Raw genomic sequence first — 19,557 nt, 5'->3', positions numbered from 1 at the left:
ACCTCTTCGTTTGCTTAAAATATATCCATTAGCTTTTCAAGTTCATCCATGGTCAGGTCATCGTCACCTACATCACTAGGCGTAATTTGCGCTTCATCTTGTGATACACAATGTGAGATGAGTGCCTTCACGTTCTTTTCTAAAAGGTCCTTGAACTGCTCCATCGTTTGCTCTTCGAATTCAAGCTGGTGATATGAAATCGTCATATGGAACATGCCCTTTTCTACGAAACCAACAATATCTAATGCATGAGGTTTCTCTGATTCTGGACTTAACGATTGACCTGCCTGCCAAGTGGATCGACTTAGTTCACCCCCGCCAATCTGTTCATCAAACTGACCAAGATAGTTAAAGCTGATATCTGGCGTGACATCAAATGCGAGACCGTCCTTCATTTTGTCAGGCGTTAAGTATTTTAAAACGCCATAGCCGATTCCCTTGTTCGGAATGTGTCTGAGCTCTTCTTTCAAAAGCTTGATTTGATACGAAAGATCCTCCGCATGCGACAAATCAAGCAGCACAGGATACATGCTCGTAAACCAGCCGATGGTCCGCGACACATTGACCGCCGGAAGGATGTCTTCCCTTCCATGTCCTTCAAGGTGAATAAAGTGTCTGTCTTCTCCTGTCCACTCTTTCAGGCTCAATCCTAAAGCGGTTAGCAAAATGTCATTGATTTCCGTATGGTACGCCTCATGTACTTCTGTCAGTAGACTGCGTGTTTCTTCCTCAGACAGCGTAAAGCGAATGGTTTTTGTATGCAGCATTCTTTGATCCTCTGTAACATGATCCTTTTGCAGAGGTGCAGTTAAATGCCCAAGTACCTTTTTCCAATAGTCCCTTTCTGCCAGCAGCTCATCTGACACTGCATATTCCGTCAACTTCTGGGCATATGCTTGGAATGAATGTGTTTTTTCAGGAAGTGTCAGCTCTTCCCCACGCTTCGCCTGCTCATAAAGAGCCATGAAGTCTTCAAGGAAAATACGCCATGACACACCATCAATGACAAGGTGATGTACAACGAGCAATAAGTGATCTCCATGATCCGTACGGAAAATCGCAGGTTTGACTAACGGTCCCTCTGTTAAAGAAATACTCGCCTGCACTTCATTTGCCAGCTTTTCTACGTGCTCGATTTGCTGTGATCGTTCTCCTTGTACTTCTATCACGTCCACCGCTACATCGTTTTCGTCTACTCCACGATGACGCTGGATGATGCGTCCTTCTTCTATCGGATAAACCAATCGCAAAGCATCATGATGGGTCATCATCTGCTCGAGCACTTGCTTGACAAGCGCTTCATCCAAACCATTTGCCGCATGGAGCATAACGGACTGATTCCAATGATGCTGGCTGCTGAAGTTCCGTTCAAAGAACCAGCGCTGAATTGGTGTTAAAATGACCTCTCCTTCCACAGGTGATTGATCGGCTGTGAGAAGGTCCGCTTCTTCGATATATGGGCGAAGCTCCGCAATCGTTGGGTATTGGAAAAGTAGTTTCATATCGAGCTTCCAGCCTTCTTGCGTGAGTCTGCTTGCCATTTGGATGCCTTTAATCGAATCTCCGCCAAGGAAGAAGAAATGGTCGTGAATACCGACTTGGCTGACGCCAAGCACATCTTCCCAAATGCCGCAAAGCAGTGTTTCCACTTCATCTCTTGGGGCTTCGTATGCTGTTTGATTCGCTTCCACATCAGGTGCTGGCAGTGCTTTGAGATCCACTTTGCCATTTGCCGTCATCGGCAGTTGGGCTAGCTTAATGATCCATGATGGCACCATATATTCAGGTAAGGTGCGCTTTAGGCTTTCTTTCAAAGTGCCCGTTTCTTTATCTGTGATGACGTAAGCGACAAGAGCGTCTTGATCACTTGCGTCTTTGACCGTTGTCACGACGGCTTCTTGGACTGAATCCAGCGCAAGGAGCTGCGCTTCAATTTCTGACAGCTCAATACGGAATCCGCGGATGCTCACTTGATGGTCTTTTCTGCCGAGATAGATCAGTTCGCCATCCTCTGTCCATTTCACCAAGTCACCTGTACGGTACATGCGCTCTCCTGGATAAAATGGATCTGGGACAAACCGTTTGTCCGTTTCCTCTGGGAGATTCCAGTAGCCTCTTGCCAGTCCTTTCCCCGCAATCACGAGCTCACCCGGTACGCCTTGCGGCGAGAGGTCATATAACGAACCCATAATGTAAAAACGAGTATTGGCAATCGCTGTTCCGATAGGAAGCGTGCCTTGATCTGGATCAATGATCCCGCTTGTCGCCACGACCGTATTTTCTGTTGGGCCGTAGTTATTGACGAGTTTGTATGGAACGGGCTTCACCTGTTTTAGCTTGTCCCCGCCTGTCAGTAAGTAACGGAGAGAATGATTGTCCATCGACATAAACTGCTCACATAGCTGTGTTGGCAAGAATGCAATGGTGATGCCTTCGTGATTAAAATACGAATTGAGCTTGATCATATCGAGGCGAATCGCTTCGTCGATGATATGGAGCTCTGCGCCGGCGATCCACGTCGGGAACATCTCCCAAATGGAGGCATCAAAGCCAAAGCCGGCATATTTGGCGGTTCGGTCTTGTTTCGTCACCTGAAAAGCATCATTGTGCCAAAAAGCAAGATTGACAAGAGACTGATGCTCGACCATGACACCCTTCGGCTGTCCAGTCGTTCCAGATGTGTAAATCATATAAGCGAGATCCGTTGGTTTGATAGGAACCTGAATCTCGTGCGCTTCTCCTTCTACTGCCTCTTCTATGAAGAGGGTATGACCTGTGAAAGAAGGTGGTGCAGTGAGCCCATTCTGAATCAGAAGGACCTCTGCCCCGCAATCTTCTAGCATATAAGCAATGCGCTGCGCTGGATAATCAGCATCAATCGGCACAAATGCCGCACCTGCCTTGAGAACCCCAAGAACAGCGGCTGTCATCTCGAGCGATGGACGCGTGAGAATGCCGATGCGGTCTCCCGGTTTTGTGCCGCTGGAAATGAGTCTTGCGGCGACTGTATTCGCCCGGTTGTTCAGTTCTTCATACGTCCAGCTTGTGCCGCAGAAGGCAGCGGCTTTTTGATGAGATACTTCCTGCGACTTCGCCTCAATCAATGCATGAACCGTTTGATCTGTCGGGACATTTAGGATAGGGCCTGACCATTCATCAAGCAGTTTTTGCTGCTGCGCTGGTGATAATAATTGCATCTGATCTAATAATTGATCTGGTGCTGACACCATTTGTTCGATCAAGTAAAGGAAATACTCCTTCCACTTCTCAATCGACGACCGTTCAAAGATAGAAGAATTAAAATCAAACACAAGCTCGATTTGATCGTCAGATTCGTTTCCAGTTAAGGTTAAGTCAAATTTTGCTATGTTCTCATTGAACGGCTGGGGAATGATATCAAGTCCATCCATCGACAGGTCACGAATATCTGCATTTTCCATCGAGAACACCACATCAAAGATTGGATGGCGGCTTGTGTCACGAACCGTTTGCACTTGGTCCACCAATTCTTCAAATGGGTAAAGTTGATGTTCATTTGCCGCTAACACAAGCTCATGAACTGTTGACGCAAATTGAGAAAATGTCTGATGTCCTACTGGTTTTGTTCTGAGTGCCAGCGTATTCACAAACATGCCGATGACTGATTGAATATCAGGATGGGTTCTGCCCACCACTGGAGAACCGATCATGATGTCTTCTTGTCTCGAAAGCTTGCTTAAAAGCGTACTGTAGCAAGCAAGCAGCACTGTATACGTTGTACTGTTGAGTGATCTAACCAACTCATCCAATTGCGCTTTAAGCGCACCGTCTATAGAGAATTCGACGCGGTCCCCTTCAAACGTCTGAACCTTTGGTCTCGGAAGATCCTCAGGCAGCGCCAAAACAGGCAGTTCTCCTTGTAATTGTTCCAGCCAAAACGCCGCTTCGGCCTCTTTTTTCACAAGAGATTCTTCACTGTTTGACCAAACCGCATAGTCCTTATATTGAATAGGCAATTCATCAAGTTGGTCTCCTCGATACAAGATCGATAGCTCATCAATTAAAATACCGACAGACGCACCATCTGAAATGATGTGGTGCATATCAATCAACAGATAATGAACACTCTCCGATTCAGACACAAGCCCCACTCTGAGCAGCGGCGCTTTTTCTACATCAAATGGACGAATAAAATCATTCATTAATTGCTGAATGTCTCGGCCTTCCCCTTCGATGTTTTCAATGTTCACAGAAACATTCGTTTCAATTCGTTGAACAGGTTCACCCTGAACGAAGTCAAAACTCGTACGGAATGCTTCATGGCGATGAACAAGCTGGTCAATGGCTTTTTTAAATCGTTTTTCATCAAATACACCTTCAAGCTTTAAAGCAGCTGGCATATGATAGCTCTGCTCGGCATCTGTCATTTTTTGCAGAACAAATAATCTTTTCTGAGCAGATGTCACAGGATAAACAGCCGCTTCTTCCGCTTTTTCCACTCGTCTGATTTCAGTTCGATCTGTTTGATCCACCGCATGGGCAAACGCCTCTAAAGTGGGTGATTCAAATAATGTTTTCAACGTACATTCCACATGCATCTCTTCATAGAGCCTGTTCAGCATTTTCATGCCACGCAGTGAATGACCTCCGCATTCAAAGAAATGATCACGTCTGCCGATTTTCGGCACTTCAAGAACTTCCTCCCAAATGTGTGCCAATATACGCTCTGTATCTGATTGAGGAGGGACGTATTCATTTGAAGCCTGCTCACTTACATCAGGTACCGGTAATGCCCGTCTGTCTACCTTGCCATTCCCCGTTAGTGGCAATTCGTCTAATTGCATGAAGAAAGCTGGCATCATATAAACAGGGAGTTCTCGTCCTGCTTGCTCACGTAAATCCGACAGCGGAACAGCACCTTCTGCTGTGAAATATGCACACAATGTATCATTTGATATCGCAATGACAACGGCTTCCTTCACTTGCGGATGCTGCAATAGCTGGTGTTCAATTTCGCCAAGCTCTATACGCTGACCTCGAATCTTGACTTGATGATCGATTCGACCAATAAATTCAATATCTCCATTTGACAGCCATCGTGCGAGATCGCCCGTTTTGTACATGACTTCACCAGGTCGGAAAGGATTTTCAACAAACTTTTCGCTCGTTAGTTCTGGCTGTTGATAATACCCCTTGACCAGTCCGTCACCTGCGACACAAAGCTCTCCAGCTACTCCCGGCGGCTGCACATGTCCAAACTCATCGACAATATAAACAGCCGTTTGACTCACCGGCTTTCCGATCGGAATCGACAGTGCTTGTTCTTCAATGTGATTCACCGGATAATACGTTGTGAAAATTGTGCTTTCAGAAGGTCCATACATATGAATAAGTTTGTCTTCTCCAACCGTTTCAAGGGCTGCCACAACATGCGGCACAGAAGCACGTTCCCCGCCAAACAGCACTTTTCTGACGTTTTTCAGGCTGCCTTTTTTCATATCAATCAATAAGTGAAATAGAGCGGTCGTGATCATTAAAATACTGACTTTTTCCTTCTCAATCGCGCCAGAAAGCTCATTCATATTTAAAATGTGATCCTTTGGCAAAACAATGAGTTTCGCTCCGTTTAATAAAGCACCAAACACATCAAACATAAATGCATCAAATACATAGTTTGAAAGGCTCATCACCGTGTCTTCATGATGAATGGTGAGATAATTCGACTGCTTCACTGTTCTCAAAATGTTCCGGTGCGTCACCATGTTCCCTTTAGGTTTGCCTGTCGTACCAGATGTGTAGGTCAAATTCACCAAGTCCAAAGGCGAAACACATACAACTGGATTGCTCTCTGACTGCTGATCAACGGCTTGATCTTCTATTTCTATGATTTTCCCTTCAAATGCAGTAAGCACAGAACGATGACGCAGCACATGATGGGTCAGGACAAACTGTGCACCACTATCTGTCAAAAAGTGCTTGATACGTTCATCAGGGAAGTCAGGATCAATTGGCACATAGACACCGCCAGCCTTTAGCACAGCTAAAACGGACAGCACCATCTCATTAGAACGTTCAAAGAATAAAGCCGCTTTCATCCCTTTTTCAAAACCATGTTCGTGTAAATAATGAGCCAGCTGGTTCACTCTGCGATTCAGCTCTTGATAAGAAAGAACCTCATCCTTATATTGCAAAGCAGGCTGATGACCGTGCTGCTCTACTTGCGATTCAAATTGCGTCACAATGGTTTCTTCCACAGGATAAGGCGTAGGTAACGGGTTCCACATCTTCAATTGAGCCGCTGCCTCTTGTTCAGACAGTAAGCGGTATGATTGAATCGCTTGCTCCGGCACTTCAACCATCTGCTCCAGAAGATAAACATAATGCTTGAGCATCTGCTCGGCTGTACTTCGTTTAAATAACGCCGTACTGTAATCGAGAACAAAGGAAAGACCATGACTTGACTCCGTCGCTTGAAGTGTGAGATCAAACTTTGCAATATGGAAATTGGTTTCCTCGACTTCGACTTTCATCCCTCCAATATGCTGGGCTGTTGAATGATCTGGCGTTAGAGTAAAGACCGTATCAAATAATGGATGGCGGCTAAAATCTCTTTGCACATTTAGCTTTTCAAGCAGCAGCTCGAATGGATATTGCTGATGCTCAAACGCCCTCATCGTCTTTTCCTTTACTTGCTCAATCAACTGCGTCATTGAACCGTTCGGATCTACCTCTGAACGTAAAGCAAGTGTTTGGACAAACATGCCGATCATGTCATTCAAATCTGCATGCACCCGGCCTGCTGTTGGCGTCCCCACTACAAACTCCTTTTGACCTGTGTATTTTGCAAGCAATGTATAGTAAGCAGAAAGCAACACGGTATACAGCGTCGTATGATGATTCGCTGCAAGCTCCTGCAAACGGCCTGTTAACGTCTCATCTATGTTTCTGAGAACGCGGTCTCCAGTGAAAGACTGGACAGCCGGACGCTGATAATCAGTTAGCAGCTGCAAAGCAGGGATATCTCCTGAAAATTCTTTCAGCCAGAATGCTTCATCTATTTGACCGCCTTGCTCTGCCTGTTGTTCTTGCCAAACAGCATAATCTTGATATTGAAGCTTCAATGGCGCTTTCACTAATCCCTCATATGCGTCAGACAGCTCACGCAGCATCAAATCAATTGAAAGACCATCTGAAATCAGATGATGCATATCGAAATAGAGAAGATGCTCCTGATCATGTAAAGACTGTAGCCCAACACGCAAAAGCGGAGCCTGCTCAAGATGAAAAGGTCTGACAAATTGACGCATGTTCTCTTCCATCGTGCTGCCTGTCACCTGTTCTATTTGAAATGGGACGGATGAAGCTACCCGCTGACGAGGGACTCCTTTGACTGTATGAAAAGAAGTTCGCAGCATATCATGACGTGCGATCAGTTTTTCAAAAGCTCCCTCCAACTTCTCTCGTTGCAGCGTTCCTCTTAATTTCACAACGGCAGGCATATGATAGGCGATGCTCTGCTCCAGCTGAGTCACCATATAAACACGCTGCTGCGCTGGTGACAGTGGATAATCGGCGGCAGTCGGTGCTTTCGGTATGACCACTTGTGAAGACTTTTCCGCTTGTTCAATATAAACAGCAAGTGCTGAAATCGTTTGCTGTTCAAATAAAACAGATAAAGGGACCTCCACTTGAAAAGCCCGCTGAACGAGTGTAAGAACTTTCATCGCTTTGAGTGAATGCCCGCCTAGGTCAAAGAATGAGTCGTACACACCTATGTTCTCTTGATGAAGAACGTCTTCCCACAAACGAACAAGCTTCGTTTCTACATCGTTTCTAGGCGCTACATAAACAGCACTGACAGCCTTGTCTCCCTTTAATGTAGCAAGCGCACGCCGGTCGACTTTCCCACTCACTGTCAGTGGAAATGCCTCAAGCTGCTTGAAATAAAGCGGCATCATATAAGCTGGCAGCTGATGTTTGATAGCGGCTTGCAGGGTGTCCACGGAAAGAAATTCTTGTCGTGCTTGATAGTAAGCACTTAAAGCCTTTCCACCGTCCGGTTCATCCACGACAAGGACAACAGCCTGATCGACTCCGTCTACCTGCTCCATGACCGCCTCAATTTCACCTGTTTCGATGCGGTAACCTCTTATTTTTACTTGGTCATCTATTCTTCCAAGGTAATCAATTGTGCCGTCTGGAAGCCATCTCACTACATCACCTGTGCGATACATCCGGTCTTCAGGAAAAAATGGATCTGGTCTGAATGCCTTCTCCGTCAATTCAGGCTGATTCACATAGCCCCGTCCAACTCCTATTCCCGCAATGCATAGTTCTCCCACAGCTCCCTGCACCTGTAGTTGTTCATGTTCATTTAAAATATAAATCCGGTGATGGCCCAGTGGCTTTCCAATTGACACATAGCGCTGTTCTGGTGACTTCTGCAGCTCACTGAGATCTAGACGGTGAACCGCCGCATCCACACACGTTTCTGTCGGACCATACACATTCCACAAGGCAAAATCCGGCTGGCTGACACGCACAGCTTCAATCAGCGCCTGCGCTGCTTTCGCAGGGAGTGCTTCTCCCCCAATCAGCATATGAGTCAGTGCAAGCCCATCCAAATCAGCTGCAAGTAAAAGCTGCACGTGTGCTGGCGTTCCATCTGTTGCCTTAATTTGATGTTCTTTGTAATAAGCCGCTAGCTGTACACCGTTTCGTGTCGTTTCTCTTGGCACAATATGAAGCGTATGTCCAAATAAAAGAGCAGCAAAGATTTGTTTAACAGATGCATCGAAATGGAATGGTGCAAGAAGTGCCACTTGAAGCTGATTTGCCCCCTCATACACTTCGTGATGCAGGGCATGAACCAAATGATGCAGCTGAAGATGCTCGATCATCACTCCCTTCGGCTTTCCAGTCGTACCCGATGTATAAATGAGATAAGCCAAATCCTGTGATGTCGTCTGATCGATCAGCTCAGGCAGCGGACGATCTTCTAATTCCATATGCTGCTGGACAATCATTTTTTCCGCAATGGATGAATATCGCTGAACAAACGATTCTTCTGTTAAAACGATAGAAGCACCAGAATCTTCTACAATAAATTGAATGCGTTCCTCAGGTAATGCCGGATCGATCGGTACATATGCACCGCCAGCTTTTAATATCCCAAAAATGGCAGCCATCGCATCTGCCGTCCGTTCCATTAAAACGGCAACTGGCACATCACCCGAGACACCTTTCATCTGTAAAAATCGTGCCAGTTTGTCCGCTTTTTGATACAGCTCTCCATAAGTGAACGTTCCATTTTCCGCAACCACAGCTGCCCGTTCTGAATACTTTTTAGCTGCCTCATCAAATAAGTGGTGAACTGGTTTCGCTCCTGGTAAATCAAATGCTTCTCCCTTAGATAATTGAAGCAGCTGCTTTTGTTCATCTGCTGGCAGTAAAGAGAAAGCCCCAATTAGCTGATCTGGCTGAGAGACCGCCGCCTCCAGCAAAATCATCAATCGATCAAACAGCTTACTCATATCGTCTTCACTAAATAGGTCTGTACGGTAATCCAAATCAATGGTCAATGTATCTGTATCCCAGCGGTCTTTCACATGAATCGATATATCATTCATCCCGCTTCCACTAAAAATCGGCTCCGTAATGAACGAAAGATTCTCTTTTTTCTGCCACTGCATGACCTGATACTCTAAAGAAATATCAAACAGGCGTCCTGTAAATCCATCTCTTTCCCTTAAATCATTCATGAGCACATTGTAAGGATATTTTTGATGACGCAAGATCTTCATCTGATCCGCCATGACTTGCTTCACGAAATCAAGAAACGTGAGGGATCCTTGCACAGATGCGCGCATCGGAATGGTCGACACAAACATCCCAATCATCTTTTTTTCCTTTGCATTTGTCCGATTGCCCATAAAAGTTCCAAGGACCACATCCTCCATGCCGCTAAATCGGTGCAAGTAAATATAGACAGCGGACATAAACATAGAAAGCATACTGACTTTCTCTTCTTCACAAAAAACTCGAAGCTTCTCCTTTAAAGCATCTGGAATATCCCCTGAAAATCTCTCCGCATGTAAACTCATCTCGTAACCTTTATGCGGTGTTAAAGAAGCGAAATCTGGAATATTGGCAAATTGCTCGTTCCAAAAAGCTTGGTCTTTCTGAAAACGTTTAGAAGATTCATACGTTTGCTCACTCATGATGTGATCAACGAAGGAAATGTCTTCAATTGGAGAGATGTCTGTCCCCTGCAGCATGTCATGGTATAGATCAATGATTCGGTTTCCCATCAAGATAATTGAAATACCATCAGCCACAATATGATGTGCTTTACAGAACAGCCAGCACTCTTGATCACTGATTTGAAAGACCGTAAATTCAATTAAGGAACGATCAATCAGTTCCATCGGCTCACGAATCTCCTCGTTCGCCCACGCCCTGACTTCCTTTTCACTCCAGCCTTTCACCAAACGAATCGGCTGTTTTTCATATGGCTTGATATATTGAACGGGCTCCTCCTGCTCATGTTGATACACTAGCCTTAAACGAAGAGAATCAGTTTCACGAATGTACGCTTGAAGCACATCCACGATCAAAGAAGGATTTAGACCTGATACCGATCTTAACTTGGCAAACCCACCCAAATTAGAAATACTTGTGCCTGGATAAAATCTTTCCGTGTAGAATACTCGCTTTTGCGCATGTGTTAAGGGGTAATAAACTGTACTCATTCTCATCCTCCGCTCTTCTATGTTTTCTCCACCAACTGTGATACCCTGCACCCTCTATATCAAAAGAACCAAGTCTATTTCATTAAAATAGACGGAATAACAGAAAAGGAGCCCACCCCGAATAAAACGGAGGGACTCCCATTTTGATTCGGTAACCTGCCGACCATAGCAAAAAAGGAAATTTTTACCTTAGGACATGGCTTTGCGTCTCTATGTTTCCATAGATTTGCCTTTTTCTTCTTTTCTTTTAGATATTTTCTATTTACGTCCACTTTATATGAAATTATTGTTTTTTTCACCGAAAAATGGGTGTAAAGATTCATGCGTTATGCCGAAGGGATCACATCATAATTTACGATATTTACCGAAAATAACTAATAATAGTTGCGTTCCACCGAAAATAAATGACCAATTACCGCAAAAATTTCATGTTTTTCCTTAATTTTTTCAAATATGACCGAAAATGTAGGAGAGAGGTCTCCTATCACGCCTCGCATTTTCTTAAACCTTAAGAACTATATTCCATAAAACTTTGAATATTTTTACCATAAAAAACAATACAAAAAGAGCTGTCATTTCAAATGACAGCTCCTTGTTTCTTCATTATATTTACATCACCTTAGACAGACCAATCGTTTTCTCAATAATGAGCAACGCAATGATAGAAATGATAATAAATATGACAGATATCGCATTGACACTCGGATCAAAAGTTTGCTCAATGTAATTAAACGTCCTCACGGGAATCGTAATGGTTTGAGGTGAAGAAACGAACAAACTAATCGAGATTTCACCAAATGATGTCACAGCAGAAAACACTCCACCTGCGATAATGCCAGGCTTGATCAAGGGCAGTGTCACACGAAAGAAAGTACGTATGGGCCCTGCACCAAGATTCATGGAAGCTAGCTCAAGACGTGGATCAAGATTTGAAACACTGACACCCACGGTTCGTACCACATAAGGAAAACCAATGATGACATGCCCAATGACTAATGCCCACAAAGACCCTGTAAAGCCCATAGCCGTAAACAAATACAGCATCGCAATCCCTAATACCACCTGAGGAATCATAAGAGGTGACAAAATAAAGGCTTGAACAGCTTCCTTTCCCTTAAAGGAAAGCCTTGCTAAAGCATAAGAAGCCATCGTTCCTAAAAGAACAGTAAGCGGCGTCACAATCAATAACAGAATCACGCTGATACGCAAAGATTCCATCCATTCTGGATTCGACACGACCTCATGAAACCAGCGAACGGAAAACGAAGTCGGCGGGAATTCAGGAAAAGCATTCGGACTAAAAGCAGAAAGAACAATGACAAGAACAGGTACGGTTAAAAAGAGATAAACGAGTGAGCCTGCGGTCCATATCAGAACCGAAAGCAAACGGTCACTTATTGATTTTTTACGCATGCATCCTCGCCTCCCAACGCTTCAATAGATAGCTTAATAGACTGACGACCGCTAGCACACAAATCAATAAAGTAAAGGACATCGCAGCGGCAAGAGGCAAATTATACACCTGCATGACCTGCTGATAAATGGACAGTGGCAAGAGCGGCTGCATCCGTCCGCCGACTAGCAGAGGGGTAATATAGCTTCCTGCTGCAAGTGAGAAGACAATAATTGCTCCGGTGATCATGCCTGGAATCGTAAGTGGCAAGGTCACATGAAAAAATGTCCGTATACGCCCAGCACCAAGACTCATAGAAGCCGGTCTTAAGTGACGGTCCATATCAGTTAAGCTCGTTGCAATAGGCAGCACTGCAAAAGGCAGCATCACTTGAACATAAGCAATAATGACCGCATTCATATTCCACAGCATCGATAGCGGTTTCTCAATCAGATGTAAATCGATCAGCATGCCATTGATCAAACCATTTTGCGAAAGAAGAACGATCCATGCAAATGTCCGAATGACGACACTCGTCAAAAGCGGCGATACAAGTAAGATATAGAAAAAAGCCCGCAATCTTGGATGAGGTGCTTTCACTAGCACATAAGCTGCAGGATATGCCATCAATAAACAAATCACCGTTGTCTGTAAGGCCACCCACACAGTACTTCCAATTGCTTTCACATATGCATCTGTCGTAAATACATGTAAATATTGAGACAAACTATAGGATTGTAACGTATTCATCATCGAATCCACATCACGAAAACTGAGGACAAACATCATCACAAGCGGAGCAAGAAGGAATACAACTAGAAACAAACAAGCTGGCAGCAGCATAAACCAATGAATGCGCTGATTCTTTTTTTTGATTCGCATCACGCATGCACCTTCGAATCTAAGAAAACAATATCTTCAGGCTGCCAATGAATATGCACAGTTTCTCCAACTCGAGGCAGCTCGGGAAATGCTGCGTCTGATGCATGGACAATGATTTCACCTTGATTAAGCCCAACGACCAAACGTAAAGAGTGCCCAATATAACTGACATCTGCCAACACGCCTGTGACATGATTTGGCTGAACTTCCTCCCCGCCAGAAGATAACTTGATTCTCTCAGGACGCAGCATGAGTAAATGCTTCTCGCTCTTCTCTTTAAATGCGGCTTTTAGCTGAACTTGCTTCCCGTTTGATTGAATGAAATGTGGAACAGTGTATGTGGAAGTAACTTCATCATACTTCGCTTCAAATAGATTGACCTGTCCGATAAATTCAGCAACAAAACGATTATTTGGCTGACGATATACTTCTAAAGGTGTCCCAATCTGCTGAATTTTCCCCTCACCTAATATCCCAATTCGGTCGGAAAGACTTAAGGCTTCCTCCTGATCATGCGTCACAAGAATAGTCGTAATTCCGACATTCCGTTGAATATTTCGCAGCTCCGTCTGCATATTTTTTCTTAGTTTTGCATCTAAGTTACTGAGTGGTTCATCCAGAAGAAGAACGGCAGGCTGGATGGCAAGTGCCCGTGCAATGGCGACCCGTTGCTGCTGACCTCCACTTAATTGGTGCGGCATACGTTTGGCAAATGACTCTAATTGAACAAGAGACAAACTCTCCATCACCTTTTGCTTGATTTCCGCCTTCTTTTTCTTTTGAACCTTCAACCCATATGCAACATTATCAAATACGGTGAGATGTGGGAAAAGTGCATAGCTTTGAAAGACCATCCCCGTTTTTCTTTGATAAGGAGGTAAAGTCGTCACATCCTGATCACCAATATAGACGACTCCTTTTGTCGGTTCTAAAAAACCACCAATGATATTGAGTAAAGTTGATTTTCCGCAGCCACTAGGGCCAAGAAGGGAGAAAAACTCTCCCTCTTTTACCGTAAGACTGACATCATCAAGAGCAATCTGCTCGCCAAAATGCTGGCTGATATGTTCTAAATTGATTCCACTCATGCGATCACCTATTTTCCTCCGCCTAATACTTCATTCCATCGATTTGTCCATTGACCGAGCTCCGAAGTCGCTGTTTCGTAATCTACCCAAGTCAGCTTGCTATAATAATTTTCGCCAACCTTCACTTTCCCCTTAATTTTGTCTCCGTATTTCACATCAGAATTCGACATGCCATAGTAAGATTTTTCTGAGAAGGCTTCTTGAGCTTCTTTCCCGCTAAGGTAGTTTAATAGCTTATAAGCCGCTTCCTCATGCTGACTTCCCTTTGTTAACGCCCAGCTCGCAACTGCTGCTACAGCGCCTTCTTTCGGATATGAGAATCCAATATCCATCCCTTCTTCTTCAAGTGCAAATGCTCGGCCATCCCAATATGGAACTGCCGTCACGTCACCACGTTCTAACAGCGTTTGAATAGACCCTGGGTTATCAGGAAAAGCAGCTACACGCCCTTTTAATTGTGCTAGACTTTTAAATGCTTTATCAATATCCTTAGGATTTGATTCTGTCCCTCCTTGAGCATGGACAAGTGCAGAGAAAAATTGTAAGCCCGCTGAATAAGTTGGGGAAGAAATCGCCACTTTCCCTTTCAGCTGATCGCTCCATAAATCTGTCCAGCTGTTTGGCTCCTGTTTGACAAGATCTTTTCTATAAGCAATTCCAAGCTGTCCCATACTAAAGCCTGCTGCATATTGTTTTCCATCAACAGTGAGTTTCTTTTGAACAGAACGATAAAGCTTTTTCACATTCGGTGCTTGATCTTCATCAATAGGCGCAAGAACGTTTGCCGCAATACCTCTTTGAATCGTATCAGGCTGTAAAATAAGCAAATCATACGGTGGATTTTTACCATTAGATGCTTTTAATTTTGTAAACCATTCAGAATCTGCCCCAGAGACCGTTTGTACTTTAATGCCTGTATCCTTTTCAAACTTTTCGAGGATTGGCTTAATATTCTTTTCCCAATCCCCTCCGTAGACACCAACGATCACAGTCTGCTGCTGTTTACTTTGGTCCTGCCCATTTCCACCGCATGCAGACAGCAGTATCATGATGGATAGGACACCTGCAAATATGGTCATTAATCTTCTTTTCATAATTCGTTTCCCCCTTTTTGTTGATTCAACTGATGAAGTGCTTGAATAATATCCATCTTTGTTAACGGTTCTTGTCTATGACTAAAATGAGAATGAACCGCATGTTTATAGTGCGTACGCTCATTTGCTGGGTATGAACGAAGCTGCACAGCAAGCTCACTGCTGGCTTCGTCTGTCCACACTTTCTCATAAGCTGCTCTTTGTTTTCCAAAATCCCAAGCGACAGCATCAGCATCATTCATCTTTTCACGAAGCCTGCTCGTCTGTTCGTCATCAATTTTCCATTCATTATGATCTCGATAGACTTTGACGCCATATTGCTGAAGTGCTCTTTCTTCACTTAATAGACCTGCTTCCACTTCATGAAGGACTTTTTCTTTCGTTCTAGCAAATGGATTCCCCCATCCTCCTCCACTTGGTGAAACCAATTGAACAATATCGCCTTTTTCAAGACGCATGACATCAATTTTCGGCTGGTTTTGTGTCTCCCCATTTGGTTTGGTCAATTTCACCTCACCAATTGCTCCTGCACGTCCGCCCATTAACCCCCAAGGTTGAAACTTCATTCGTTCCATTCCTCGTGCCGTCACCATCGATTCTGGCTTGATCATTTCAAATTCTAAACCAATCGCATGTCCCCCTCTATGTTCCCCTGCTCCACCTGTGTTTGGCAACAGTTCATATCGGTGTACATGAATATCAATATGCTGTTCCAAGCTCTCAATAGGTGTATTTTTTAAAAATCCTGACGAATGATCAATTCCATCTACTCCATCAGTCCCTTTTTGAGCACCGCCGCCTCCGCCTAACGGTTCGACCACAGACATTTTTCTGCCTCCTGTTTGATCATCAGGAACAGAGAGAACGACGATAGCAGATTGACCTGCACCTGCCGCCGGCACTGCTTCAGGCAACAGCTTACCAATAGCACCTAGCACGACATTATACAGTCTCATTGTAATGGAATGCCGAATACCGACAGAAGCCGGATATTCTGGATGGACAAGCGTTCCTTTAGGTGAAATCACGTCTATCGGATACGTAATCCCACCATTAATCGGAATAAAAGGATCTTTACTAATGATGTAATTGATCAACCCTTGATACAAGAAGGAGTGCTTTTGACCATTGGTGACAAGATTAAAAGCTGTCTTAACTTGCGGGTCACACTCAGAGAAGTCCAATGTCAGCTGTTTCCCTTTGACCGTCAGCTTGATCTTTAATCGGATCGGCACGTCCGAAATCATATCATCATCCAAGTAATCAGCGAATTCACTCGTTCCATCAGGGATGGCTTCAATTACTTTGCCTGCGCGATCCTCTGCTTGCTTCAGCAGATCAATCATTCCTTGCTTCACTTCGTTTTTTCCGAATTTCTCGATCATTTCTTTTAGTCTGATTTCTGCTGTATTAACAGCGGCAATCATCGCATTAATATCGCCATCATTTAAATGACTCGCCCGGCTATTAGCTCTTAAAAAGGTACGAACAACCTGATTCTCTTTTCCACCTTCATAGATTTTCACTGGTGGAATTCTTAATCCTTCCTGATGAACATCTGTTGCAGTTGGAGAAATGCTTGAAGGGACAAGACCTCCCACATCACTTACATGAACAAAAGACCAGGCATAACTGACAATTTCATCTTCTATAAAAATAGGTTTGATGATATGAACATCTGGCAAATGAGTCGCTAAACCGTCTGTCGTATAAGGATCATTTGTGATGATAATGTCACCCGGCTGCATCGGTCCGCTTTCTTCAATCGCTTTTTTGAGACTCAGCCCTAAAAAGATCGTGACACCGACTGTTTTTGGGTAAACAAAGAAATCTCCAGAAGGCGTGGCTAATGCTGTGGCAAAATCCGCCGATTCTTTTACGAATGTTGTAAAAGATGTCCGCTCAATGACATGTCCCATGCCTGATGCAATCGCATTAAAATAACTCCTCATCATCTCAAGCTTTGCTGGATCAGTTCCCATGTAAAGCCGCCTCCCTTGAAATCACCAAGTTTCCTGAATGGTCTATGCTGCCTGCCCAGTTTGGCAAAATCAATGTTGTCGTATCATCTTGCTCAATGATGGCAGGTCCATTCACAACAGCACCTAATGACAAAGTACTCCGATTGTAAACAGATGCTTCGTACTCTTTTTCTTCTATAAAGATTCGTCTGTATGATTGTGGTATTAAAGGCTGTCCGCTGCTTTCATCAACAGGAGAGAAAGGCAGTGGAGGTGTTTCACCTATAACCCGAACTCGCAAATGAGTAAATTCAATGTTCGCCTGATCATCTCTATGGCCATATTGACGCTCATGCAGGTTGTGGAAAGCTTCAATCAGGTGATAGACGTCTTGTTCCTGCTTTAGCCAATCCACCGATAATGGCAATTCAATCTCAAATGCCTGTCCTTGATAGCGGGCATCTGCTAATAACAAAATGGACGTTTGATTGATATGTTGAATGTTTTGCTGGCTGAACCAATCCGTTGCTTTGCGAGAAAGCATTTCATAATCTTGTTTTAATTCGTCAATCGTATAGTCTTGTAAGCAGATTTTCTTAGACAACACAGCATCATGGATAAAATCGGCTGTAAGTGCACCTAGCGCACATAATGTTCCTGGACTTGGAGGGACGACCACATTTTTTGCATGAATTTCTCTCGCAAGGAAATTCGCAACAACAGGCCCTGCCCCGCCAAATGCCAACAAACTAAAATCTCTAGGATCAAACCCTTGCTGCTCCATGACATTGCTTAGTTCTGTGTACATATTGGCAACAGCCACTTGAATCAACTGGTCAGCCGCCTGTTCGACCGTTTTATGAAGCTGATCAGCAATTGGCTGAAAGGCTATTTCCGCTGCAGACCGCTGCAATTGTAAATGTCCTCCGGCAAACCGATCCTGATTGAGGTAACCGCATATGAGAAATGCATCGGTTAAAGCAGCCTTTTTTCCCTTTCCATACGAAGCAGGTCCAGGCTGCGAGCCAACTGATTCCGGTCCTGCTTTAAGAAGCCCGCCTTGATCAAGCCATGCGACAGAACCTCCGCCAGCCCCTATCGAATACATTGCAACAGATGGAAGAATGATCGGAAATCCTGAAAGCTGATTTGATTGAGCCATTGTAGGCTGCCCATTTTGAATGATCGAGATATCTGCACTTGTGCCACCAACATCAAACGTAATTAAATTGGGTTCATTTGCAGAAGTTGCAATTCTCGCCGCACCAATTACACCAGCTGCCGGGCCAGAAAAAAGTGTTTTAACGGGTGAAGTGGCTGCACTTTCTGCATCCATTAAACCACCATTTGATTGGGTAATGTATGGAGAAATTGGTACACCTTCTTCTTTCAAGCGGCTTTTCAATGTTTGTAAATATTGTTTCACCTTTGGTTGAATGTACAAATTGACAACAGACATCACTGTCCGCTCATATTCCCTCATTTGTGGCCATAATTCAGAAGACGTCAGGACTTCTAATTGTGGGTAATGGTGATGAATATAGGCTTTAGCTTGTAATTCATGAACTGGATTCTGATAACTATGTAAAAAAGAAATGACAATGCCTGCTAGTTTTTTAGAGATGACCTGCTGGACAGCATCATCTAATTGCTGCAGTTGGAGAGGTTTTTTGATCGAACCATCGTGTATTAGCCTTTCAGAGATTGGATATACATGTTTTCGTGGTATCAATGGTTCTGGCAATTGAGAATTGAAGTCATAAGGAATGGGTAGACGTAAACGCTGTAATGACAAAATGTCTTGAAAACCTTCCGTTACAAAAAGGGCTAAATCTGCTCCCTTTCTCTGCAATAATGTATTAAGACCGATTGTCATCCCGTGTACGAGATATTGTATTTTGGATAAATCGACACCTCTTTCTTTTAGAAGTTTCAGCCCATTGATAATTCCTTGAGCTGGGTCATCTGTCACTGTAGGTGTCTTGAGTTCAGTCAGCTCCCCTGTCGCTTCATTCATCAGCGATAAATCAGTAAATGTTCCACCTATGTCTATTCCGAGCCGATAAGAGACATCCGCCATTTGTACTTCCCTCCTGCAATGTAATTGGAATCATATTTTGATAAATTACGACATTTTTTGATATTTGACTCCATATTATTAAAGCATATCGGTCTAGTCAATTTTATTTTTTTGAAATTTCTGTGTGTTAAAATCTTGAAATTAGCCTAAAAACCAATCATAAAGCCATTTTGCATCAGCATATATGTTTTTTGAGCAGCAAAATTAAATTTTTATGAGTTTGTACAACGAGGAAAAGAGCATAAACAGGTAAAAAACGTTTTTCGAACTTTAAAAGACGTTTTTTCAAAACGAGGAGAAATTGGTAAGTAATTCTGCTATACTTCTGT

At 43.8% G+C, this 19,557-nt stretch carries 7 protein-coding genes and 1 riboswitch; all 7 genes read right to left on the bottom strand.

What is annotated here, in order from left to right:
• Positions 1-14 precede the first annotated feature (14 nt).
• Positions 15-10,730 carry a non-ribosomal peptide synthetase gene (locus tag FBF75_RS15855; RefSeq protein WP_169476115.1) on the bottom strand — a complete coding sequence of 3,572 codons (10,716 nt, stop codon included), beginning with the start codon at positions 10,728-10,730 and terminating at the stop codon, positions 15-17.
• A gap of 147 nt (positions 10,731-10,877) precedes the next feature.
• A riboswitch (cyclic di-GMP riboswitch) is annotated at positions 10,878-10,971 on the bottom strand.
• A gap of 368 nt (positions 10,972-11,339) precedes the next feature.
• Positions 11,340-12,143: an ABC transporter permease gene (locus FBF75_RS15850; protein WP_008347828.1), complete on the bottom strand. Its 804-nt coding sequence runs from the start codon at positions 12,141-12,143 to the stop codon at positions 11,340-11,342.
• Complete coding sequence (locus tag FBF75_RS15845; protein WP_046527169.1) at positions 12,136-13,005, bottom strand: ABC transporter permease; 870 nt, start codon at positions 13,003-13,005, stop codon at positions 12,136-12,138. Before FBF75_RS15845 ends, FBF75_RS15850 begins: the two co-directional genes overlap by 8 nt.
• Positions 13,005-14,093 (bottom strand): ABC transporter ATP-binding protein, encoded by a 1,089-nt coding sequence (locus FBF75_RS15840; RefSeq protein WP_007498225.1) that lies wholly within the window; start codon positions 14,091-14,093, stop codon positions 13,005-13,007. The genes FBF75_RS15845 and FBF75_RS15840 overlap by 1 nt, the downstream gene beginning before the upstream one ends.
• Before the next feature lie 8 nt (positions 14,094-14,101).
• Entirely contained in the window at positions 14,102-15,187 is a 1,086-nt protein-coding gene (locus FBF75_RS15835) for an ABC transporter substrate-binding protein (RefSeq protein ID WP_008347834.1), read from the bottom strand.
• The gene (locus tag FBF75_RS15830; protein ID WP_136944911.1) at positions 15,184-17,169 is read right to left on the bottom strand and encodes a hydantoinase B/oxoprolinase family protein; all 1,986 of its coding nucleotides are present in this window, start codon (positions 17,167-17,169) and stop codon (positions 15,184-15,186) included. Before FBF75_RS15830 ends, FBF75_RS15835 begins: the two co-directional genes overlap by 4 nt.
• Positions 17,159-19,228, bottom strand: coding sequence for a hydantoinase/oxoprolinase family protein (locus FBF75_RS15825; RefSeq protein WP_017366592.1), 2,070 nt, complete (start codon positions 19,226-19,228; stop codon positions 17,159-17,161). The genes FBF75_RS15830 and FBF75_RS15825 overlap by 11 nt, the downstream gene beginning before the upstream one ends.
• Positions 19,229-19,557 lie beyond the last annotated feature (329 nt).

Source organism: Bacillus sp. S2(2019), assembly GCF_005144805.1.
GTDB classification, from domain to species: domain Bacteria; phylum Bacillota; class Bacilli; order Bacillales; family Bacillaceae; genus Bacillus; species Bacillus altitudinis.
Note: the sequence above shows the minus strand (reverse complement) of the source record. Positions and strands in the feature narration are given on the sequence as shown.

What these genes read in the sequence shown, in the direction of transcription:
- FBF75_RS15855 (WP_169476115.1), bottom strand. Translation starts at nt 10,730, where the DNA reads ATGAGTACAGTTTATTACCCCTTAACACATGCGCAAAAGCGAGTATTC.
- FBF75_RS15850 (WP_008347828.1), bottom strand. Translation starts at nt 12,143, where the DNA reads ATGCGTAAAAAATCAATAAGTGACCGTTTGCTTTCGGTTCTGATATGG.
- FBF75_RS15845 (WP_046527169.1), bottom strand. Translation starts at nt 13,005, where the DNA reads ATGCGAATCAAAAAAAAGAATCAGCGCATTCATTGGTTTATGCTGCTG.
- FBF75_RS15840 (WP_007498225.1), bottom strand. Translation starts at nt 14,093, where the DNA reads ATGAGTGGAATCAATTTAGAACATATCAGCCAGCATTTTGGCGAGCAG.
- FBF75_RS15835 (WP_008347834.1), bottom strand. Translation starts at nt 15,187, where the DNA reads ATGAAAAGAAGATTAATGACCATATTTGCAGGTGTCCTATCCATCATG.
- FBF75_RS15830 (WP_136944911.1), bottom strand. Translation starts at nt 17,169, where the DNA reads ATGGGAACTGATCCAGCAAAGCTTGAGATGATGAGGAGTTATTTTAAT.
- FBF75_RS15825 (WP_017366592.1), bottom strand. Translation starts at nt 19,228, where the DNA reads ATGGCGGATGTCTCTTATCGGCTCGGAATAGACATAGGTGGAACATTT.